Source organism: Microcystis ichthyoblabe FBCC-A1114 (assembly GCF_050500245.1).
GTDB lineage: Bacteria > Cyanobacteriota > Cyanobacteriia > Cyanobacteriales > Microcystaceae > Microcystis > Microcystis ichthyoblabe_A.
The window spans coordinates 2,386,925-2,408,480 of the sequence record NZ_CP191408.1 but is presented as its reverse complement, the minus strand read 5'-3'; the positions used below and the strand labels follow the sequence as shown (position 1 = coordinate 2,408,480).

Below are 21,556 nucleotides of genomic sequence, written 5' to 3'. Positions count from 1 at the left end.
TACACCCTCACTGATAACTGATTACTGTTTACTGATAACTGATAGAGGATTTCACCTCTAAAAAATAGCGTCGATACAATTCATAGCCTGGTACTACTTTATCTCCTGATTGTTTGAGTAGTCCCATACTGCTGAGTTTGTAAGCGAGAATTGGGTCTAATTGTACGGGTTCCACCGCGCTCATCACCCGGTCGAGGGCTTTTGCTAGTTCCGGCTGTTGTTCTAATACCGCCCAATGGCGCCGCAGGTGATGGGCATAAATCCCGGTGACAGAGGTGGCACTGGTTAATATTTGTGTCATGGTTATTTCCTCCCGACTGAGATAGTAGAGGGCAGTTTGTACCAAAGCTGGATGTCCTCCCACTAACTCCATTAGTTGTTGGACTTTTTCCTGATTTTCCCAGGTGAGTTGATAACGTTGGGCTAATTGCAATACCTCCTCCAGACTAAAATGACTTAACTGTGCGGGGAATCCCACGTTAAAGGGGGATTGATTGAGCTGCAGGGGAACATAAATTTCTGTGGAATGGACGACGATAAGACGGAGTTTTTGCCAGATAGGTAGGGTTTTGGATTCTTCGTACCAAGAACGCAGCAGCGGTAAAAAATCTTTGGCCACTTGGGGATGTTCAAAAATCTGATTCAGTTCATCGAGAGCGAGGACAATGGGGGCGGTAATCGATTCCAGGAGATAGTCTTGAATGTAAACCGTACAGCTAATCTTGCTACCTAAATCCTCATCCCAATACTCATCTAATTGTGGTTTTAACTGTAGTTGACGGGCGGCATTGGCACACAACCAGCGCAAAAATTGGTTTAAATCAGCCAAAATCGTCTGGTCCACCTGTTCTAAGTTCAAACTCACCGTGCGGTAGCCTTGCTGTTTAGCAAAATCGAGCATTCTCAAAAGTAGGGAGGTTTTGCCCATTTCTTTGGGAGCTTTTATCCGCACTAAAGCCCCCGGTTTCTTGATTTCCTGCCTTATCTGTTCTTCGAGGGGAAGACGTTCTAAATAAAATGGGGAACCAAGGGGAACAGCCCCATTAGGATAGGGGGGCAATGTCTCCAATTTTTCGCTCTTGGCTGCCGAATTAACCGGAATTTTGTCTTGAGGGGGTGTTTTTAGCTGAAAATTCAGGGCGGCTATTTCTTGCCAGTCGAGGCATAATCGACGACAAATTTGTTCAAAAGTGGCTTGTTCTACCGGTTTACCAGTCAGGAAGTTGCTGACAGTAGCCAGACTAAATTCAGCTTCTTTGGCTAAGGAGCGCTGACTGCTAAAGCCCTGCTTTCTCACGGCTAATTTAACTTGATTGAGGCAGTGTTGTTGTACTCTTAGACAGCTCGATAGGGAATCTCTCATAAGAATTAGGGGTGTGGGGGAATGGGGAGGTGGGGGAATGGGGAAGTGAGGGAATTGAACTAAAACCCCAAAACCCCAACCCCCAACACCTAAAACCTGTCTCCTGACTGACTTGAAAATGACAATGTGGTCACAAAACCACGGCAGTAGATGGCTGAAGTCAGGAAAAGGCGACAGCACAACTGGGAAATATTCTAGACCAATTTAAGAGACAACCGGAACAGGCTCAAAAGTAACTTGATAACCAAGCTTCTCTAAACGTTTAACCAGACGTTTTTTCACAAATTTCTCGGTCAAACTGGGCAATCGTCTCGTCAATACTGTCAATCAGACTTAGTAACTGGGCGAGAATAAATTGCTGACCGGGACGCACCCGACCGGAGAGTGCTTCTGCCAGCAAATCCTGTTTTTGCCGCAGTCTTCCTTGGGCTAAGGCGGCCATCACTATACTCCCAACACAGTTAAGGCTATTTGTGGGGAACAGTAGTCTGTCCTCTGGGGATGATGCCAAATCCCGTCATATTTCATTTTATTGCCAGCCGACACTCGACGAGCGATAACTAATTTTTGATAAGCTAAGAGACAGTAGTGCGAAACGTTTAGGCATGAAATAGGGCTGAAATGCCAAAAATAACCGCCTAGTAAGGTCTTCAGTCCCCTGACTGAATCTAACAGGTCAACCCAGACCAGCCTTATAACTGTTTATATGTCCCGACGTTTAGTATCAAAGTGATACCAAACTAGGCAAAGGGACTCAAGGTCAATACACTTTGTAACAATTATTCACAAATTGTTACAAAGGTGAGAGTAACGGCGATAGCCACCCCCAGATTCAGAAATCACAATTCTGGGACTGAAGCGGGGAACGGAAGGCTCCGAGGTGTAACCTAACACCAGAATCGAGACCACTGCCAACCATCCATGATTAGGTGTGAACCGAATGTCCGACCTGAACCATCGTAATTAGCTAGTAGTGAAATAGGTTGATACACTGCGTTCAAAAGAACAAGGGGAAAAGTAAGGAATTTACTAACTCACTTACACAGACCTTTAAAAGTACCCCGATGGATAGGACAAATCTAAAGATGGAATGCCCATATAAACGGAACGTGATAAGCCCTTTCAGGCTCTGAGTATCGGTCGAAATACTCAGTAGTGACAAGTGTAAGCGCAAGCCTTCAAGGGTGTGAGATGTAACCAAAAGCCAACGCCTGACGGTAATAGTCGGGATATGCTCACAGGTTACGGTTTGATTGTAAGGATAGAGTCTAGTAGGAGTCTATATGACGAAATCGAGAGAAGGTAAAGGGTTCGGGAAACCGAAAACCACTAAGACTACGAATGTATGGAAAGCTATCAATTGGGGTAAAATCCAAAGATATGTTTTCAAGCTCCAAAAGAGGATATACCAAGCGGCTAAATCGGGACAGGATGCAAAGGTTAGAAGGTTGCAACGTCTATTGGTGAAATCATACTACGCTCGTCTATTAGCAGTCCGCAAAGTAACCCAAGATAATCAAGGAAAGAAAACAGCAGGAGTCGATGGAGTGATAGCAATATCCCCAGAACAAAGGCTAAATCTAACCGAAGAAATCAAGGGAAAACTTAAAGCAAAACCGTTAAGAAGGGTATGGATTCCTAAACCCGGCAGGGATGAAAAACGTCCACTAGGAATACCAACCATCAAAGACAGAGCTAGACAAGCGTTGATTAAATCGGCACTCGAACCAGAATGGGAGTCAAAAATGGAAGAAACCAGCTACGGTTTTCGACCCGGAAGGTCTGCCCATGATGCAATATCGAGGATATACCTTAGCATCAATAAAAGTAGCTACTTCGTATTAGATGCTGATATTGCCAAGTGTTTTGACCGAATTAATCACAACTTCCTACTGTCAAAAATTCATTGTCCCACTGCCTTGAAAAGAGACATTAAACAATGGCTCAAAGCAGGAGTATTGGATAATGGCGTATTTGAAGAAACAGAAACAGGGACACCCCAAGGAGGGGTAATAAGTCCACTACTAGCCAACATCGCACTGGATGGAATGGCAAGATTAATTGAAACACTATTCCCCAAAAAGGGTAGTAAAACTCAAGCTGTTCTAATAAGATACGCCGATGACTTTGTGGTGATTTCACCATCACTCGAAATCATTGAACAGTGCCAAACTGCCATTTCTGAATGGTTAAAACCAATTGGATTAGAACTCAAACCAGAAAAAACCAGAGTGTCTCATACACTCAACCCCATTGAGTACAATGGGAAAACTGAAGAACCCGGTTTTGATTTTCTAGGATTCAATATCAGACAATATCCAACAGGAAAGTACAAATCTGGGAAAACAGGAGGGAGAGGAAGCCAATTAATTGGTCACAAAACCCACATCAAACCCAACCAAAAAGCAGTTAAAGCCCACACAGAAGCGATTAAAGGTGTAATCAAAAAACACAAAACAGCACCTCAATCAGCCCTGATTAGTCACTTAAACCCAATCATTAGAGGTTGGGCTAACTACTACTCAGGAGTAGTATCCACAGATACCTTCAATAAACTAGACAATACAATCTGGTTAATGTTAAGGGCATGGACAGTATCAAGATGCGGTAAATCAAACCACGAAAAGCTGAGAAACTACTTTAGACCGGGTACAGTTAAACTCAGCAATGGGAAAGAAAGGCAAGAATCTTGGTTATTTAAGACCAAAGATGGTCTTCATTTATGGCAACATAATTGGACACCAATTGTCAGACATACCCTAGTACGCCCCGAAACTTCACCTTACGACGGAAATTGGACTTACTGGGCGACCAGACGAGGACAAGCAATCGACACACCGACAAGAGTAGCCAAACTACTTAAGAAGCAACAAGGCAAGTGTAGCCGATGTGGGCAGTATTTCACACCATCGGATTTAATTGAAGTTGACCACATTCACCCTCTCAGCTTAGGCGGAAAGGATGAATATAAAAACCTTCAATTACTACACCGCCACTGTCACGATGATAAATCGGCATCTGATGGAAGCCTAAAATCATCTGGTTTGACATCAACAGTCAACCTAGATAATACAAGGTTAACCAAAGGAAGTCAAGCTGTATCCTTAACAAGGGAACAGTCAAACTAGGAGCCGTGTGAGGTGAAAGTCTCACGCACGGTTCTGAATGGGAGGGGAGGTCGGTGACGACCTTCTCGACCCCTAATAATATAATTTCGTCGTCAATCCTATGATTTTGCCAGGTAGTACCGTTCGAGTCACCAATCCCGATGATACCTACTATAAATTTGAAGGTTTAGCCCAGCGTTTAAGCGATGGGAAAGTGGCCGTTCTTTTTGAGGGGGGCAACTGGGATAAGTTAGTTACCTTTAATCTCTCGGAATTAGAAGAACTAATTATTGCCCCGGCTAAAGGCAAAAAATAACCATGCGTCCACCCTTACCGCAATTAGCCACGGATAACCGCCATCCCGATCATATCGCCGAAGTTATCGAGACGACGACCACCGAGTTCTTAGCGCAATGTTTGGAACCGGAGGAGTTAAACTTTCCTTTTATGCCCGCTTTTGGTAGTTGGGTAAAAGCCTACGATGAAGAAACGGGTAATAAGATTTTTGGGATTGTCACCTTTGCCACCACTGCCCCGATCGATTCGGTACATCGTGCTAGAGCTTTGGGGTTATCTTTGGCTGAATTGCGGGAACAACAGCCGCAGATTTTCGCTATGTTAAAAACGGAATTTCGGGCAACTATTGTCGGTTTTGAAACCCTATCAGGACAATTTAATGGCAATGGTTCCGGTCGAGGTTATATCTATCAATATATTCCTCCCCGCCCCCCACAAATTCATCAGGCAGTTTATCAATGTGAGTCGTTAGAAGTGGTTTATTTTAGTGAACAATTAGACTTTTTAAGAATTTTATTACAGGTCAAAAATACTCCCGTGGAAGCTTTGGCAGCCGCTTCTATCCGTCAGATGTATCAATTGCGTCAAGCCGATCGACAATGGTTAGTGAATGTGGGCAGACAGTTAAGTGTTTTACTTAAAGATGATTATGATCGCTTGCGTTATATTCTCAGTCAAATTCATATTAGTCCTTAGATGATTCGGCGTTGCTGATTTTAATTATGAATTGTCTTCTGAGCAATTCTTCAAACTCCAAACCAAGTTAACTTGTGGATACTTTGTACAATTAGCATTCATATCTGGATTGCTGCAAAACTGATACCTGATAAATGGACAACTCTTATTCTCAATTAACCGAAGACTTGCTGAAATTGGTGCAACATTTGCCCCACTTAAAAGATGGCAAATGGATTCAAAGATCTCTGGAAGCAATAGTCAGAATTGCCGAGGAGGAAATTGATCGCCTCGATTGGAAAATTCTAACCTATGCGATCGAAGATTTAGAAAAGGGATTTCAGGTATTTTACCCCTACCGTCACATTCGTAAACTGACCATTTTTGGCTCGGCACGCATCAAACCCGATAGCAGTGAATACCGTCTGGCAGTAGAGTTCGCACGCTGTATCAGTCAATACGGTTTTATGGTGTTAACCGGTGCTGGCGGCGGTATCATGCAGGCAGGGAATGAAGGCGCCGGACGGGAAAATTCCTTCGGATTAAATATTCAGCTACCCTTTGAACAGGGGGCTAATCCCTATATCATAAATGATGCCAAATTAATCGATTTTAAATATTTCTTTACCAGAAAACTATTTTTTCTGCGGGAAAGTGACGCAGTAGCTTTATTCCCCGGCGGTTTCGGCACCCAAGATGAAGCCTTTGAGACGCTTACCCTCTGTCAAACCGGTAAATACGGACCTGCACCCCTAGTATTAATTGATGAGCCTGATGGGGATTACTGGCAAACTTGGCAAGAACAAATTAGTGAAAATCTGCAAAAAAGAGGACTGATATCCGCCGAAGATCGGAATTTTTATACTATTACCAACGATCTAAACCACGCTTGTCAAACAATTCGCCACTTCTATCGGGTCTATCACTCCAGCCGTTTTGTGGGAGAATCCTTTGTTATTCGTCTTAATCACGAACTAAGCGAGGAACAGATCGAACAAATTAACCAAAACTTCGGCGATATCCTAGTTAAAGGGAAAATCGAACCCAGTCAAATTCTAGAACGAGAGAATCGGGATTCCAGCCACCATTTACCTCGTCTAGTTTTTTACTTCAACGGCAAGAGTTACGGACGCTTGTATCAATTAATTGATCACATCAACGATTTAAGTCCTGTAGTTGCCCTTGAAGAGCATCCCGAGAGAAAATAAATACTAGGCCAGAGTTTCTGGACAGTATCCTAAACCCTTAGTAAATTGTTGCCGAAAAGCCTCTATATCTTGCTGATCCGGGGTACCATGGGAGACGATCGCCACTTGGTAACGACGCATGACATCAATGGGGGATTGTCCCGTTTCCAAACTCCAAAAAACCATCTGGAGACGCATTTCCGGTTGATAGGGAATCCCTAACTCATTCATGTAGGCGCGAAAATCCCCGTGTTGGCAAGGAGTAAGCATTTGATTAAACTTTACCTTGACCACCCAACCGTTAATCTGATGAATAACCGTCATGACGGAGGAGGGTAGATGAGTCATCGATCGCAGGTATTCGGTGACTCGTAGCGTTAAACTAGCGTTAGCAAGAAAATAGAGATAGTCCATATTGGCCGCTGGGATGTTGGCTAACAGTCACGATTAGTGTTATATCTCTAGTCTGACGATAAACCGTTCCAGATACCAAGGGGAGAAATCCCCGATTTAGTGAAGTTCGCCTGGGTAGAATTACCCGACTTTTGCGAAGATCTTTATGATGATAACGACGATGATCCCTGACCAATCACTCTCCAGCTACGATTATCACCTTCCTCCGGAGTTAATTGCCCAAAATCCCGCAGAACCCCGAGACAGTTCCCGTCTTTTGGTGGTAGATTCTCCTAATAGTCATAATTTGGCTATTTTTCGGGATTTACCTACTTGGTTAGAGCCGGGGGATTTGTTGGTTCTCAACGATACCCGCGTGATTCCGGCCCGTTTATTTGGTCGTAAAACCACCGGCGCACCCATAGAAATATTACTATTGGAAGAACAAGATGACCATCGTTGGTTATCTCTAGTGAAACCGGGAAAACGCTTTAAAGTCGGTTCAGAAGTCCTTTTTTATCCGAAAACAGGGCGAACGGAAAACAAAGAAAAATTATGGTTAGCGAAAGTAATCGATCGAGATCTGAACACCAGTGGTCGTCTGCTGGAATTTCAACGTCATCCCGGACGCAGTTTTTGGGATATGTTGGAGGAGTACGGTCATATTCCTTTCCCCCCCTACGTCACCGAATCGGAGGCGGAAGAAGACCGTTATCAAACAGTTTACGGTTATAAACAGGGTTCTGTAGCCGCTCCCACGGCTGGATTACATTTTACTCCCGAATTATTCCATAAGCTCGCCCAGAAGGGTATAGATACCACCTATATCACCCTTCATGTGGGAGTGGGAACCTTTCGCCCCGTGGAAGTGGAAAATATTACAGAACACCTAATGCACCGGGAATTTTTAGAGATTTCCGCCGAAACTGCCGAAAAAATTGCCCAAACAAAGGCTAGAGGTGGCCGGGTTATCGCCGTAGGAACTACGGTAGCTCGCGCCTTGGAAGGGGCAATTAAAGAAACTAAGAGCGATAAAGTAACCGCTTTTCAGGGAAAAACGAATTTATTTGTCTATCCGGGTTATCAATGGCGAGTTATCGACGGCATGATCACTAATTTTCACCTACCCAAGTCCAGTTTGATGATGTTAGTCAGTGCCTTAGTCGGACGGGAAAGACTATTGGCATTGTATCAAGCAGCTATCCAAGAGCGTTTCCGTTTCTATTCCTTCGGTGACGCTATGTTAATCCTACCAAGCGCTTGCAGCAGTAATCGGTAAGTAGGGTTTGCGGCAAAAAGCTTTTCCTGGTGGCAGGGTGTGGGGTGTGGGGTGTGGGGTTTTACCGATTTTGAGGTAGTCAGTTACCTAATTTTCAGGGAAAAAGTCCCAGAATTTTCCCCCCGATCCCCGCAATGGCTGGCACTTTTTGAGGGAAAAAAAGTCTAAAAGTTTTGTCCAACAAGGTTTTTAGATTTATTCAGCAAACCCTAAGTAGTTGGACAAAATTACATCCACACCCCAGAAAGAAGGAGGGCTAGAACTGCGGAAAGGGCAACAGGAAAGGGGAAAAATATGTATAAGCAGCCCGCGCATCTAAATTGGTCTAGGTCGATTATCGAACCACCTCTAGCCTGTTGTCTATCCTAACCAAGAAATGAAAAGAAAAGACATTAAAATCGGTCGCCGCTATTCTAGCAAACCCCTGCAAATATTTTTAATTATTGCCTTCATCGTCGCCGCTCCCTTTGCTATTTTTTATCTGATTGCCTTGGCCTATCTCTGGCAAGGCGATCGACTTTTGGCCGCGGGGGAGAAGGAATCGGCTCTGTCTGCTTACCGAACAGTTTTATCTTTTGACGAAAATTCAGTCCAAGCCCATATAAAAATCGCTCAGGTCTTGCAAAGTCAAAAACGCTATTCTGAAGCCTTACAAGCCTATGATCGTGGCTTTATCGTTAATCATAAACCACCGATGGAACCCTCCCAAAGTAATTATTTAGTGGCTTTGGGGGATATCTTCGCGCAGGAGGAAAAATGGTCAGAGGCGATCGATGCTTACCAAAAAGCAATGATCATTAAACCAACTTTTAAAGCGCAATTTCAGCTAGGAAAAGCCCTTTATAGTTTACAACGTTGGGATGAGGCGGCGAAAGCTCTGCAAGCAGCGGTTTTTCTCGATCCTAGTCAGGGAAAAGCCTATTTTTATCTGGGAAAGGCCTACAGTGAACAGCAACTCTGGCCAGAGGCCAGTTATGCCTATCAGCAAGCTCTAGAATTGATACCTAATCAGGGTGAAACCTACAAAAAATTAGGAGAAACCCTAGCAAAACAGGGAAAATGGCAGGAAGCAGAGCAAATATATCGACAGGCTTTAATTTACGCTCCTAAAGATGGGGATATTTATAATTATCTGGGCAAAGCTTTAGCGGAACAGGGAAAACTAGGGGAAGCCATGGCAGTTTTTCAACAGGCGCGGCAAATTAGCCCCAAGAATGCTAATATTTACGAAAATCTCTGTTATATCTATATCAATAGCGGTCAGATCGATGAGGGTCTAAATTGGTGTCGGCAGGCCGTAGAAATTGATCCCAATTTATCAGAAGCTAGATTTATTTTACAGGAAATCCAACGGGGGCGATTAATTCACGACAATCCCGAATTATTAAAAATGCCAGAGATAATTCCCAGTGTTAAGAGTGATCCTCTGGTGAATTTAAAACGCTCAATTGTTAAAATTGTCATTCGCGGCAAAAATAAAAATGGTATCGGCACTGGTTGGTTATTAAAAAGAAATCAAGACACAGCTTGGATCTTGACTAACCGCCATGTGGTGACGAATTCCCGTCAAGAAATCGATGCAGAATCCCGCATTTTTGTGGAGTATTATAGCCAACCACCCCAAGGAAAAATCCGCAAGCGTTCAAAAGCTAAAATTCTCCACATTACCCCCCCTAACGACTGGCTCGATTTAGCAGTATTAGAGGTAAAAAATCCCCCCCCAGATTTAAAACCTTTAGCTTTAGCACCCCTACCAATTGCCCCTAATCAACCAGTAATCTTGATCGGTAATCCTTTTAATCAAAAAGATTGGACTGTCAGCAAAGGCACGGTTAATGATAATAACGAAAAATCCTTAAGTTTGTCCATGTTTGTCGTTTCTGGACAGTCGGGAAGTCCAGTTTTAAACGATAAAAATCAAGTGGTGGGAGTGATTTCCCAAGCGGGTTTATTTTGTCCCAATCCCTCTACTCCTAAACCCCTAGAAAATGCCGTTAAATTAGGCTGCGGTTTAGCAATTCCCATTGACAGAGTGCGAGAAAGGTTAAGGGAGTGGGGAACTTTTTCAGTTATCAGTAATCAGTAATCAGTGGATAGTGGATAGTGGATAGTAGTTAAGCTGTTCGTAATTTAAATTGCTTGTTGAGACGAGGCAAAAGGCAAGAGGCAAAAGGCAACAGTAAAGGGATTGGGGGAGGTTCGGCTAATCTAAGAATAAGCGGTTTAAATGCGTCTTAGCTTAGTGGATAGTGATCGATCACTGGTCACTGATAACTGATAACTGATAACTGGTCACTGATAACTGATAACTGCTATGCTACTCTAGGCAGAAAACCATTCGATCGAGAACACCGTGGCTAACCAAGAAGCAACTTCCCCCGCTATTCGTACCCCCTTATACAACTTAATTGCCCAACAAACCAGCAAATTTACCCCTTTTGCGGGTTGGGAGATGCCGATACAGTTTAGCGGCCTAAAAATCGAACATAATGCTGTCCGCAACGGTGTCGGGATGTTTGACATTTCCCACATGGGCAAATTTATCTTAACTGGAGATAATCTGGTTCAATCTCTCCAAACCCTAGTTCCTTCTAATTTAGCCCGTTTAAGGGCAGGAAAGGCACAGTATAGCGTTTTACTTAACCCAGACGGTGGCATAATCGATGATATTATCTTTTACTACCAAAGCGAAAGCCAAGGCGTATTAATTGTTAATGCCTCAACCACCGATAAAGATCGAGAATGGATTTTAGGCAATTTAGAGGGATCGGGGGTCAAATTAAAGGATTTATCCCGAGAAAGGGTCTTAATTGCCCTGCAAGGACCAAAGGCAGCGACAATTTTACAGCCCTTGATCGGGGAAAAATTAAGCGATTTTGGCCTATTTAATCACTGGGAAAGCCAGCTTTTCGGGGAAAAAGTTTTTATCGCTAGGACCGGTTACACGGGAGAAGATGGGTTTGAAATTATGGCCCCCCCTGAAATCGGGCAGCAACTTTGGACAGAATTCTTAAATTTAGGGGTGACTCCCTGCGGTTTGGGGGCCCGGGATACCCTGCGTTTAGAGGCAGCTTTAGCCCTTTATGGACAGGATATCGACGATAGCACGAGTCCCCTAGAGGCTGGCTTAAATTGGTTGGTTCATCTGCCAGAAAAAGGCGATTTTATCGGTCGCAATGTCCTTGAAGACCAAAAACTTAATGGTGTCAATCGGCGCTTGGTGGGATTGCAGATGTCCGGCAAACATATCGCCCGTCACGATTATCCGGTAGTATTCGCTGGGGAAGTGGTGGGTAAAGTCACCAGTGGCACTTTATCACCAACTTTAAACACAGCGATCGCTTTAGCCTATCTTCCCACACCTTTCGCCTCGATCGGACAGGCGATCGAAGTGGAAATCCGCGGCAGCACCCACCCCGCTACCGTAGTCAAAAAACCCTTTTATAAAAGTAAAAAGTAACGTAACTACCGAGGTCTTGACAAATTAGGAAAAAACCAGAACTTCCCCCTTGAGAACTTGAGTAAAAACTTGTTTGTTCCTTGTTCCTTCTTAAGTCCGTCTGTTGAGGAGGCTGAGAACTATTCTGAGTATTTAATCCCAGTCTCCTCTCCAGCTCGGCTATCTTTTCCCGCAGAGCTTGATTTTCCTTGTCTAATGCATAAATGAGATGCTCCCGAATTGACTCTTCAAAGCCTTGCCGTCGCCAAGACTCCTACGAATGATCAGCACTGATGATCACACAAAGTCGAGAAGAGCAGCTTATCTTCTTGCTTAACATCCTAAACTTCCAGAAGAGCCGCTTATCTTCTTGCTTAACATCCTAAACTTCGATTGTCACTGCCGAAACTTACCTATATACTTGTGAACAAGTTACAACTATAGAGTAAATGCTAAAGTTTTCCCTTTAACATTTCTCTGGAAAATACTTTGAATAATTGAATACCTTGGCTTATATACCGTGATTTTATCAAGGTTATTTTGAGTGCCAATAAGATAGTTGTAATTGCTAAATGACAATAAATCATAAGCTTTCGGGAAATACCGAAAAAAGACCTGGCTGGGTTCCGTCGCTCCTAGGATAACCAGATAGTTATCAAACACAATTATTGTCCTCAAAACAAGGAAAAAAATGCCGAAAACTCAAAGCGATAAAATCGCTCATCCTATAGCCGTTGTCGGAATGGGTTGCCATTACCCTGGTGCCAACCAATTAAGCGAACTTTGGGAGAACATTTTAGCGCGTCGTTGTCAATTTCGCCAGTTTCCCGATCAACGTTTACCACTCTCGGAATATTATGATCCCGATCCCGCCACTCCCGATAAAACCTACGGAACACGCGGGGCCTTCATTGATGGCTTTCAATTCGACTGGATTAATCGTCGAGTTCCCAAAAAAACGGTCGATGGAACCGACATCGTGCATTGGTTAGCCTTAGAAGTGGCCAACAAAGCGATCGAAGATGCTGGGTATCGTCGAGATACCGTTCCCACCCAGAAAACTGGAGTCATTCTCGGCAATTCCTTAACTGGAGAACATACTCGCTCGAATGTGATGCGGTTACGTTGGCCCTACGTACGAAGAGCCTTGCGGGCTGCTGCCGAAGTCAAAGGACTGTCTGGAACAATTGTGGAAGAACTTCTCGAAACAATGGAGAAATTCTATAAATCCGTTTTCCCACCCATTACCGAAGATACCCTAGCTGGGGGACTGTCCAACACCATAGCCGGACGAATCTGTAACTTTTTTAATTTTGACGGTGGTGGTTATACCGTCGATGGCGCTTGTTCCTCCTCCCTAATCGCCGTTGTCACTGCCGCCAACGCTTTAAGTAATGGCGATTTAGACATGGCCTTAGCCGGTGGCATTGATATCAGTCTCGATACCTTTGAATTAATTGGTTTCGCCAAAACCGGCGCACTGACGGCTCAGGATATGAAAGTGTATGATCGCCGAGCCAGTGGTTTTGTTCCAGGAGAAGGATGTGGTTTTGTTGTCCTCAAACGCTTAGCGGACGCACAGGCCGATGGCGACTACATTTATGCCCTGTTGGACGGCTGGGCGTTGTCCTCCGACGGCAAAGGAGGCATTACCGCACCCTCTAAGGTGGGACAGTCCAAAGCCCTATTAAGAGCTTACGAAAAAGCCGGTTATAGTCCCCAGTCTCTTCATTTTATTGAAGGACATGGAACCGGAACCCCCGTAGGCGATCGGGCTGAAATTGAAGGGGTAGCCCTAGCCATGAACGCCTCGAAACCTGCCCCCCCTCGTTCCTGTGGCATGACTTCTTTTAAATCCCTAGTTGGTCATACGAAAGCAGCGGCCGGGATCGGGGGTTTCATTAAAGCGGTCATGGCGGTTAATCAGCGGATCGTTCCCCCTACCGTTAACTGTCAAGAACCGAATCCCGTTTTCGAGGAGAGCGCCCAATGTTTATATCCAGTGCAACTAGGGGAAATCTACCCGGAAACGGAGATTTTACGGGCGGGAGTGTCGGCGATGGGTTTTGGAGGCATTAACTCCCATGTGACCCTTTCTTCTGGTGATGCACCCTCCCCCCGGTTAAAACCCAGTTTAGACCAGCGTTCGCTTTTAGTCTCCAACCAAGATAGCGAAATCTTTGTCTTCGGGGCTAATTCTCTTGCCCAACTGCTGGAATATCTGCAAATTTTCTCAGAACAAGCCAAAGGGATGAGTTTAGCAGATATGGTGGATTTAGCAGCGCAGAATGCTCAAACATTGTCCCCTCAGACTTCAATTCGCGCCGCCATTGTGGCAGAAAACCCCAGAGAATTACTGGAGCGCTTGGAGCATTTAATCAACATTCTTCACTCTCAACCCCCAGCCGCGGGAGAAACATATATATCCCAGCGAAAAGACATCTGGCTCGCCCATCAAGTGCAGCGTTCTCGAGTAGCTTTTCTCTTTCCAGGACAAGGTTCACAAAAGCTGAACATGGCCCGGACTTTGGTGGAGCGATATTCTTGGGCAAGAGAGTTAGTGCAACAGGCAGATTTATGGCTGATTGAATCTGGTTTTGAACCGATTAGTCCATTAATTTACCGTCCTCTTGACCGCGCTGTTAACCAACAACAAGTAGAACAATGGTTTAACGCTCTCACCGATGTTGCACCGCAAGCAATCTGCTTGACTTCACTACTGTGGAAGCATTACCTGAAAAGACTTGGACTGGAACCAGTGGCACTAGGGGGTCATAGTTTGGGCGAATTGACTGCTTTTGAAGCGGCTGGTGCTTATGATGAAAAAACCCTCCTTTGCTTTGCCGCAATGCGGGGAAAAGCAATGACAGTTAAGGGCGATTCTATCGGGACAATGGCGAGTTTAGCTTGCTCGGATGCCACCGCGCAAAAGCTCTTACAAGGGATTTCTGGTTATGTAACCGTTGCTAATATCAATAGTCCTCAACAGACGGTTATTTCTGGAGAAAAAACCAGTGTTGCTGCTGTTTGTGACCTGGCATTAGCCCAAGAAATTCAAGTCCGCCAACTTCCGGTAGCAAATGCTTTTCACTCCCAAATGGTGGCGAAAGCAGCTGAATATTTGCGAAAAGAAGCTCCCATTCCTGAGATTTTAGAACAGGTTTCTCTGCCTCTATTTACCAGTGTCAACGGCCAGATAGTTAATTCAGGACTCAACTTAAAAGAACACTTTGCTCATCAGATTGTTGCTCAGGTAAATTTTGTTTCTCTGGTCGAAAATCTGAAGAATAAATGTGACTTGATAGTTGAAGTTGGAACGGGAAAAGTGCTTTCTGGTTTAGTAGGAGCAATAGTTCCTTCTCCCCTCTGTTTTCCCCTAGAGTCAAAACCGGGTATCGCTCGCGATTTGAATACTTTTTTAGCCGCTTACTTTGTGCAAGGAGGTGAAGTCAACTGGCAAGCGTTGTATGAACAACGACTGGTTCGTCCTTTTGTCCCGGCTGCTGAGCGTCTGTTTGTTGATAATCCCTGCGAACGATCTTTTCCGGTATCTCTTGAAGAAATTGAGTCGAGTTCTGCCTTCTCTTGGAGAGAAATACAACAGTCATCACCAAATACGGCTCTCGCTCATTCCTCGAATTTTTCCCAACCAGAAAGTCTTTTTGCAGATGATGAACTAACAACAGTCTTAGCAAATTACCTGCTGGAACGTGGTTCTTTTCTCTCTGAGTTAATCAGTGCCGATATCCAAAGCTTACCCTTTGTAAACACTCACAATGCCTAGAGGACATTATGACTTATTCTTCTGACTCCAAACAAGCAGTTGGCAATCAAGAGATTGTTAAACTTCTCTCCCATTACTTCTCTAACCGAAGCCAGTTTTTGTCCCAAGTTATCAAAGCAGATCTTCAGTCTTATATTTTGCTTAAAAGTCCAGCAACTAATCTGATTCCCTTTCAGAGCAGTGTTCAGGTAAATAGCCCAGTTAATAGTAATGGTCATAGCACTGTTAATAGTAATGGTCATAGCCCAGTTAATAGTAATGGTCATAGCACTGTTAATAGTAATGGTCATAGCACTGTTAATAGCAATGGTCATAGCAATGGCAATAGCAAGCGAATCCCAGAAACAACAGTAATCCAAACCAATTTAACTGTTGAAAAACGTTTAATTGAGTTAGTTGCCGAAAAAACTGGCTATCCAGTAGCCAGCATTAATCTTGATGCCAAACTACTAGATGATTTGAATTTAGATTCCATCAAAGCTGGCGAGTTAGTAGCGACAGCCGCCAAAACCTTTGGTGTGAGCGGAAAAATTGATCCTTCTGCTTTAGCTAATGCTACTTTGCAAGAAGTAAAACAGGCTATTGATGCCGTTGTTTCTGTGGAAATGCTAACGGAAGTTCCTGAGCAAATAGAAGTTGCGCCTCTGGTTTTGCCGCCTTCAGATTCCCTTGATATTACCCAAAAATTACTGGAATTAGTCGAAGAAAAGACTGGGTTTCCTAAAGATACCCTCAGCCTCGATTTGCGTCTTCTTGATGATTTAAACCTCGATTCTATTAAAGCAGCCGAGCTAGTTGCTACAGCAGTCAAACAAGTGGGAGCAACGGGAAAACTAGATCCCTCAGCCTTAGCGAATGGAACTTTAGCGGATGTCATTGCGGCGCTGGAGAAGGTATCAAACCAACCCTCTGTCAAAACTGCCGCTTCAGAGAAAACACCAGTGCTGCAAGGGAGCCAAAATAATCCTCCCCCGGAAAGCAACTGGGTCCGTAACTACGCCATTGAGTATGTGCCTCAACCTCTGACTCCTCCGACAATTGCCACTGATTGGTCACAAGCTCAAGTCTTAATTGTCTCTGATGCTGCCACATCGATTGCTAAAATTCTTACCAAGCAATTAGAGCAATTGGGCGCTCAAGTCCAACAAAAGACCTACGCCGAAATCGCAGCGGCAGAACCCGCCAGTATCGGTTCATTCTCCCACTATCTAGGGATTTTACCCGGTGTTTCCCCCTTGCCATCGGAATTACCCCTCGCCGCCATGGTAACTCGCCTCAGCAGCGTTGCTACCATTAGCCACGCCAATCCCTCGGCAACTTTAGCTTATGTTCAATTTGGTGGGGGGCGTTTTGGCACCAGCGAGGGAGAATACCATCCCGCAGTCGCTTCAGCCGCGGCCTTTGCCCGCAGTGTTCATCTAGAGCGCCAAGAAGCACGAGTCCGGGTAATCGACCTAGCGGCAGCAATTGAACCAACCCAGGCCGGTAAATTAGTAATTCAGGAACTAGCCGGAGATGAGGGGATTACAACCGTTGGCTATGATGCGAGACAAGTAAGGCTAATCCCCCAAGCTCAGTTACAGCAGCCGATTGATTATACGCCCCGTTCCCTCACCTGGTCGGCCTCAGACGTAATTCTGGTGACAGGTGGAGCCAAGGGAATTACCGCCGAATGCGCTCTCGCTTTAGGACAAGAAACGGGAGTGAAAATGGCTTTGGTGGGGCGAGCAGCAGTGCCAGCAGCCGGAGATAGCAACAGCGAAATTGCCCAAACTCTCAAGCGCTTAGCAGCCCAAGGACTCACCGGTGCTTACTATCGCTGCAATATTGCCGACCCTACCGAGGTTCAGCAGTTAGTTGACCAAGTGACCCAGGAATTAGGACCCATCACGGGAGTAATTCACGGAGCCGGACTCAATCAACCCCGTCGCGTCGAACAAGTTAGACCCCAAGATGCTCAAACAGAAGTCTCACCCAAACTTTTGGGAGCTTACAACTTATTGCAGGCATTAGCCTCTAACCCACCCAAGCTCTTTATCGCTTTTAGTTCGATTATCGGCGTTACCGGAATGCCTGGTAATGCTTGGTATGCCTTTGCCAATGAATCCCTGTCGTTGCTGTTACAACAGTACCAACGGCAACACCCCCAAACCCAGGTGCTGGCGCTTGCTTATAGCGTTTGGGATGAAATCGGCATGGGAGCGCGTCTTGGCAGTGTCAAGCATCTAGAGCGCATGGGGATCAAGGCGATTTCTCCCCGTGAAGGAGTAAGCCGCTTTCTCCAGCTTTTCCAAACCGCACCAAGCACCTCACAGGTAGTGATTACCGCTCGTTTAGGTGGCTTAGATACCTGGTTACCAACCCCCTTACCCGCTCCCACCGGACTGCGCTTTATCGAAAATGTCCAATATGTGGAACCACAGGTAGCCTTGACTGTGCGGACTCATCTGAGTTTAGAGAAGGATCTCTATGTCAAGGATCACCTTTGGCGCGGTTCTTATTTATTCCCCACCGTGTTTGGGTTATGTGCCATGGCCCAAGCTGTAGCTTACCTGACAGGGACCTCAAACCCGCCAATTGTTCGCCTGGAAGATATTTCTCTGCGACGACCAATAGTCGTTAATCCAGAGACTGGGGTTGAGATTCAAATTGAAGCAGAAATTGCCGAGGCTACCAGCAATGGGGAACGTCGAGTTAAAGTGGGTATTTATACCGAGCAAACGGGCTTTTCTCTGGCTCATTTTTCTGCCAATCTCATTCTCGGAGAGTTGACTTCTGCTTTTCAGGAAAAACCCGAATTAGGCCAACCTCTCCCAATCGCTCCCAAAACCGATCTCTACGGGGATTTACTCTTCCAGGGAGAACGTTTTCAACGCCTAGGTGAAATTTACACCCTTAGTGAAAAACAGAGTGTCTTCCGTTCCCACGCTCAACTTTCTGGAGAAGATTTATCCAATCAAAGCTTTAGCAAAGGATTGAATCAGTCTTTAATCCTCGGCGATCCCTATTTTCGCGATGTCTTGCTCCAATCGGTACAGTTGACCATTCCCCAAGATATCTGTTTACCCGTGGAAATTGCCAAGATTGAGCGATTTAAACCGGCCAGCAGCGATCAAGGTCGCCGCCTTGTCACCGTTAACCTATTGGCGCGGGAAGATCGGGAGTATATTAGTGAAGTGATTGCTACCGATGAGCAGGGGAACCTAATTGAACGCTTGAGTGGATATCGCCTACGGATTCTCGAAGAACACCCAGAAAATCCGACGGCGGCTGAGTTAGTTAATCCTGAAATTCGCGATCGCCAACACCTGCGACAAGTGTTACAGACAACTTGCCAGGGATTAGAGATTCCACCGCCTACCGTTGCGCTTGGTTATGCGCCTAACCTGCAAGGGAAATCCTTAGAACAGCGCCGCCAACAGGAAAAACCCATTGTAGAACGCGCGCTGAAAACTAAGCTAGGACTCAAACCCGAGCAAAAACTTGTTTTCGAGCTTGAGTCTCTCCCCTCTGGTAAGCCTCAACTGAGCGGGACACAAGTTTCTGGGTTAAATGTTTCTTTATCTCACTGCGATCGCTATTGTCTCTGCACTGTGGCTGAAACTCCCCAAGGTTGTGATATCGAAGCAATTACCCCTCGCAGCACCGAGGACTGGGTCGCCCTCTTAAGTGATCGCCGCAGTCAACTGATGGAGCAATTAGTGCGCCAAGGAGACACCCAAGAGCGGGCCGGTATGAGGATTTGGTCAGCCACAGAAGCAGTTCGCAAAGCTTTTAATGGTAGTGATCCGCAATTTTGTCTAGTGGCGAAACAGGGAGATGGAGTCTTGTTATCCACCTCAACCCCGGAGGGCGAGTCTCAAGTGCTGACTGTCCCTGTTAAGTTAACCCGTCCACCGGAACGGATGGTGGCGATGGTGGTTTCCCACACCCCAGTGTCTGTACCCACAGAAGCTAATTTCCAGTCTCCTCAAGCAACGGAAGCGGCGATTATCCCAGCGACGCCTGGGAAAATTGACAGCCATAGCTCTCGCTACACCCATGATGGCCCGCAAGGACAATTAGTCTATGAGCAACGCTATCAAGTCAGTTTCAAAGATAGTGGTAGCATTAGCCGTCATGTTTACTTTGCCCAATATTTTCGCTGGATTGGCAAAATTCGGGAATTGCCGATGGAAAGTATTGCCCAGCAAATGTTAGCCGACTTCTTAACCGGAGATTGGGGCATGGTTACCAATTCCGTTAGCCTGCGAGTTGTGGGAGAAGCCACCTCCTATGATGTGATTCAAGCGCGAGCCTGGGTGGGCAATATTGTCGGCTCTTCCTTTGAGACTTACATCGAGTTTTGTAAGGTACTGCCCGATAATTCCCTAGAGCGTCTGGCGATTGCCGAAGTTAAAGCCACTTGGGTGCGGTTAGTCAGCTATGGAGTTCCTGCTCCCATGCCTTTCCCGCCCTATCTCCAAGACTATTTGGCTCGCTTTGCCGCTGACAAACCCGCCAGCCTTGATTTAAAACACCCAGAAACCCTGCCTCTGGCTCCCCTACCCGCCAGCCTTGCTTCCCTCAAGCCGGGGGCTGTCATTGATGACATTCCACAACAAGAAAGCCGCTATGGACGGTTATTGCGGTCTGAGGTCTTCCAAACCACCCTGGAAGAATCGAATTTGGTCGGTAATGTTTACTACGGCAATTATTTCATCTGGCAAGGACGCATTCTCGACCTGTTTCTTTACTCAGTTGCTCCCGAATATTTGCGGATTTCTAATCCCTGTGGGGAAATGGTCTGTCTCTATACCCGCATGGACTATCTACGCGAAGCGATGCCTTTTGACCGCATTCGCACCCTTCTCTATGTGCGTTCAGTGTCCGAGTGTGGCGCATCCTTCAACTTTGAGTTCTTCCGGGAACAGCCTGATGGCACTTTGGAAAAACTCCATGTCGGTCAACAAGATGTGGCTTGGGTGGAGCGGCGAAAAGATGGAACGGCTGTAGCCGCACCCTGGCCCGAGGCGGTGAAGCAATCTTTAGTCGCAAGGGCGACCACCAGGGAAGCCGCTCTGTTAATGGTCTAGAAAAACCTGCTCTCTAGGATGGGGGGGAAACCCATCCTCAGACCAACCTACTGACTAGATTCTGCTTTCTCACTTTTCTCTATCTATCTGCCCAGGAAAATTTGTCATGTACAAGCCGAATAAATCATTGAGAAGCCAACTCCGACTGATCCACATTTTGGCATCACTTCTGTTAGGGATTTTTATCTATTCCCCCTGGCGCAATCATCCAGGAATGCTGATAGCCGTCGGGATTGTTGTCTTTCCCCTCCTAAGCTTCACTGGACTTTGGATGTGGCAAGGGCGACGCATCGAAAAATGGTTAATGGAGAGCCGAACCATACTTTCCTCAGAGGATTCTCCCTCTTAATTGAACTAACTTAACGTAATTCTGGTTCTTCGGTGTGTGTTATGTAATAGACGGGGATTATACGCGATGAAAACCTTTGTGGTTGATCTAGAACGAACTAATCAATTAAGTCTCTTGTCAGATCAGGATTTAGTCGATTTATGCCCCCCGATCAAACCTTAGCAAGTAACGAAGAGCCGGATTGCATTGCATCTTTCATATTCTGATCTGACAACGCCGCAAGGATTGCATTGCATCTTTCATATTCTGATCTGACAACGCCAAATCCCGCGTTCCTTTTAAGCTGGATACCTTGGCACTGAAGGTAGCTACCCACACTGTTTTCGGTTTAGTTAAGTTGAGTTGAATTGAGGTTTTTCGCTCGCTTTCCCCTAATAATCCTCCCAGGTAATGTCTAAAGCCTGTTTTTTGGGCTTTGGTTTTGAGGCAACCATCGAAGCGTTGACACCAGTTGTCAAAGCAGGGGGGCATAGCCGATGGAGTGTTCTCTCTCATAGGGGCAGTCTCGATGTGAAACGTTAATCTGTCAATGATTATACCTTGATTGGCCTTTTGTTGTCGTTTAAGTCCCACTAACCCAGCTTAACTTCTTCTTAAAATCCTAAACA

The 21,556-nt window shown here is 45.5% G+C and carries 14 protein-coding genes and 1 pseudogene; 10 read left to right on the top strand and 5 right to left on the bottom strand.

Annotated elements, in window-relative coordinates:
• Nucleotides 1–28: 28 nt before the first annotated feature.
• Nucleotides 29–1,363 carry an AAA-like domain-containing protein gene (locus ACQY1Y_RS11620; RefSeq protein ID WP_430014618.1) on the bottom strand — a complete coding sequence of 445 codons (1,335 nt, stop codon included), beginning with the start codon at nucleotides 1,361–1,363 and terminating at the stop codon, nucleotides 29–31.
• 262 nt (nucleotides 1,364–1,625) lie between these two features.
• On the bottom strand, nucleotides 1,626–1,805 hold the full coding sequence (locus tag ACQY1Y_RS11615; protein WP_430014617.1) for a hypothetical protein: 180 nt from the start codon (nucleotides 1,803–1,805) through the stop codon (nucleotides 1,626–1,628).
• An 841-nt stretch (nucleotides 1,806–2,646) separates the two neighbouring features.
• Here ACQY1Y_RS11615 and ltrA point away from each other — a divergent pair.
• The 4 genes from ltrA (at nucleotide 2,647) to ACQY1Y_RS11595 (ending at nucleotide 6,650) form a co-directional block, all read left to right on the top strand.
• Nucleotides 2,647–4,491, top strand: a complete 1,845-nt coding sequence (gene ltrA / locus ACQY1Y_RS11610; protein ID WP_016517247.1) for a group II intron reverse transcriptase/maturase — start codon at nucleotides 2,647–2,649, stop codon at nucleotides 4,489–4,491.
• Between the two features lie 100 nt (nucleotides 4,492–4,591).
• Nucleotides 4,592–4,786 carry an NAD(P)H dehydrogenase subunit NdhS gene (locus tag ACQY1Y_RS11605; protein WP_002732940.1) on the top strand — a complete coding sequence of 65 codons (195 nt, stop codon included), beginning with the start codon at nucleotides 4,592–4,594 and terminating at the stop codon, nucleotides 4,784–4,786.
• Between the two features lie 2 nt (nucleotides 4,787–4,788).
• Nucleotides 4,789–5,463, top strand: a complete 675-nt coding sequence (locus ACQY1Y_RS11600) for an HAS-barrel domain-containing protein (RefSeq protein WP_002740888.1) — start codon at nucleotides 4,789–4,791, stop codon at nucleotides 5,461–5,463.
• Nucleotides 5,464–5,597: 134 nt separating this feature from the next.
• Nucleotides 5,598–6,650, top strand: a complete 1,053-nt coding sequence (locus tag ACQY1Y_RS11595) for an LOG family protein (protein ID WP_002733478.1) — start codon at nucleotides 5,598–5,600, stop codon at nucleotides 6,648–6,650.
• Nucleotides 6,651–6,653: 3 nt separating this feature from the next.
• On the opposite strand, the gene ACQY1Y_RS11590 is transcribed toward ACQY1Y_RS11595, so the two are convergent.
• Complete coding sequence (locus tag ACQY1Y_RS11590; protein WP_002733765.1) at nucleotides 6,654–7,043, bottom strand: hypothetical protein; 390 nt, start codon at nucleotides 7,041–7,043, stop codon at nucleotides 6,654–6,656.
• A 160-nt stretch (nucleotides 7,044–7,203) separates the two neighbouring features.
• Here ACQY1Y_RS11590 and queA point away from each other — a divergent pair, with 160 nt between their 5' ends.
• The 3 genes from queA (at nucleotide 7,204) to gcvT (ending at nucleotide 11,761) form a co-directional block, all read left to right on the top strand.
• Entirely contained in the window at nucleotides 7,204–8,301 is a 1,098-nt protein-coding gene (gene queA, locus ACQY1Y_RS11585; protein ID WP_002733726.1) for a tRNA preQ1(34) S-adenosylmethionine ribosyltransferase-isomerase QueA, read from the top strand.
• A 376-nt stretch (nucleotides 8,302–8,677) separates the two neighbouring features.
• Nucleotides 8,678–10,387 carry a tetratricopeptide repeat protein gene (locus tag ACQY1Y_RS11580; RefSeq protein WP_430014616.1) on the top strand — a complete coding sequence of 570 codons (1,710 nt, stop codon included), beginning with the start codon at nucleotides 8,678–8,680 and terminating at the stop codon, nucleotides 10,385–10,387.
• 267 nt (nucleotides 10,388–10,654) lie between these two features.
• Complete coding sequence (gcvT, locus tag ACQY1Y_RS11575) at nucleotides 10,655–11,761, top strand: glycine cleavage system aminomethyltransferase GcvT (RefSeq protein ID WP_002732746.1); 1,107 nt, start codon at nucleotides 10,655–10,657, stop codon at nucleotides 11,759–11,761.
• On the opposite strand, the gene ACQY1Y_RS11570 is transcribed toward gcvT, so the two are convergent.
• Entirely contained in the window at nucleotides 11,730–11,966 is a 237-nt protein-coding gene (locus ACQY1Y_RS11570; RefSeq protein WP_430014671.1) for a DUF6444 domain-containing protein, read from the bottom strand. The two genes, gcvT and ACQY1Y_RS11570, sit on opposite strands and share 32 nt — an antisense overlap.
• Before the next feature lie 465 nt (nucleotides 11,967–12,431).
• Between ACQY1Y_RS11570 and ACQY1Y_RS11565 the strand changes: the two genes are divergently transcribed.
• The 3 genes from ACQY1Y_RS11565 to ACQY1Y_RS11555 all read left to right on the top strand — a co-directional run bounded on the left by ACQY1Y_RS11565 (nucleotide 12,432) and on the right by ACQY1Y_RS11555 (nucleotide 20,948).
• Nucleotides 12,432–15,524: a type I polyketide synthase gene (locus tag ACQY1Y_RS11565; protein WP_002734202.1), complete on the top strand. Its 3,093-nt coding sequence runs from the start codon at nucleotides 12,432–12,434 to the stop codon at nucleotides 15,522–15,524.
• Between the two features lie 8 nt (nucleotides 15,525–15,532).
• On the top strand, nucleotides 15,533–20,599 hold the full coding sequence (locus tag ACQY1Y_RS11560) for an SDR family NAD(P)-dependent oxidoreductase (protein WP_430014615.1): 5,067 nt from the start codon (nucleotides 15,533–15,535) through the stop codon (nucleotides 20,597–20,599).
• Between the two features lie 157 nt (nucleotides 20,600–20,756).
• Nucleotides 20,757–20,948 carry a hypothetical protein gene (locus tag ACQY1Y_RS11555; protein WP_002733463.1) on the top strand — a complete coding sequence of 64 codons (192 nt, stop codon included), beginning with the start codon at nucleotides 20,757–20,759 and terminating at the stop codon, nucleotides 20,946–20,948.
• A gap of 339 nt (nucleotides 20,949–21,287) precedes the next feature.
• Here ACQY1Y_RS11555 and ACQY1Y_RS11550 read toward each other — a convergent pair.
• Nucleotides 21,288–21,443 (bottom strand): annotated as a pseudogene (locus tag ACQY1Y_RS11550) (IS701 family transposase); the annotation flags it as partial.
• Nucleotides 21,444–21,556: the final 113 nt, after the last annotated feature.

Coding starts and splice junctions, on each gene's coding strand:
- ACQY1Y_RS11620 (WP_430014618.1), bottom strand. CDS start 1,363: ATGAGAGATTCCCTATCGAGCTGTCTAAGAGTACAACAACACTGCCTC.
- ACQY1Y_RS11560 (WP_430014615.1), top strand. CDS start 15,533: ATGACTTATTCTTCTGACTCCAAACAAGCAGTTGGCAATCAAGAGATT.
- ACQY1Y_RS11600 (WP_002740888.1), top strand. CDS start 4,789: ATGCGTCCACCCTTACCGCAATTAGCCACGGATAACCGCCATCCCGAT.
- ltrA (WP_016517247.1), top strand. CDS start 2,647: ATGACGAAATCGAGAGAAGGTAAAGGGTTCGGGAAACCGAAAACCACT.
- queA (WP_002733726.1), top strand. CDS start 7,204: ATGATCCCTGACCAATCACTCTCCAGCTACGATTATCACCTTCCTCCG.
- ACQY1Y_RS11565 (WP_002734202.1), top strand. CDS start 12,432: ATGCCGAAAACTCAAAGCGATAAAATCGCTCATCCTATAGCCGTTGTC.
- ACQY1Y_RS11580 (WP_430014616.1), top strand. CDS start 8,678: ATGAAAAGAAAAGACATTAAAATCGGTCGCCGCTATTCTAGCAAACCC.
- ACQY1Y_RS11605 (WP_002732940.1), top strand. CDS start 4,592: ATGATTTTGCCAGGTAGTACCGTTCGAGTCACCAATCCCGATGATACC.
- ACQY1Y_RS11615 (WP_430014617.1), bottom strand. CDS start 1,805: ATGGCCGCCTTAGCCCAAGGAAGACTGCGGCAAAAACAGGATTTGCTG.
- ACQY1Y_RS11590 (WP_002733765.1), bottom strand. CDS start 7,043: ATGGACTATCTCTATTTTCTTGCTAACGCTAGTTTAACGCTACGAGTC.
- ACQY1Y_RS11595 (WP_002733478.1), top strand. CDS start 5,598: ATGGACAACTCTTATTCTCAATTAACCGAAGACTTGCTGAAATTGGTG.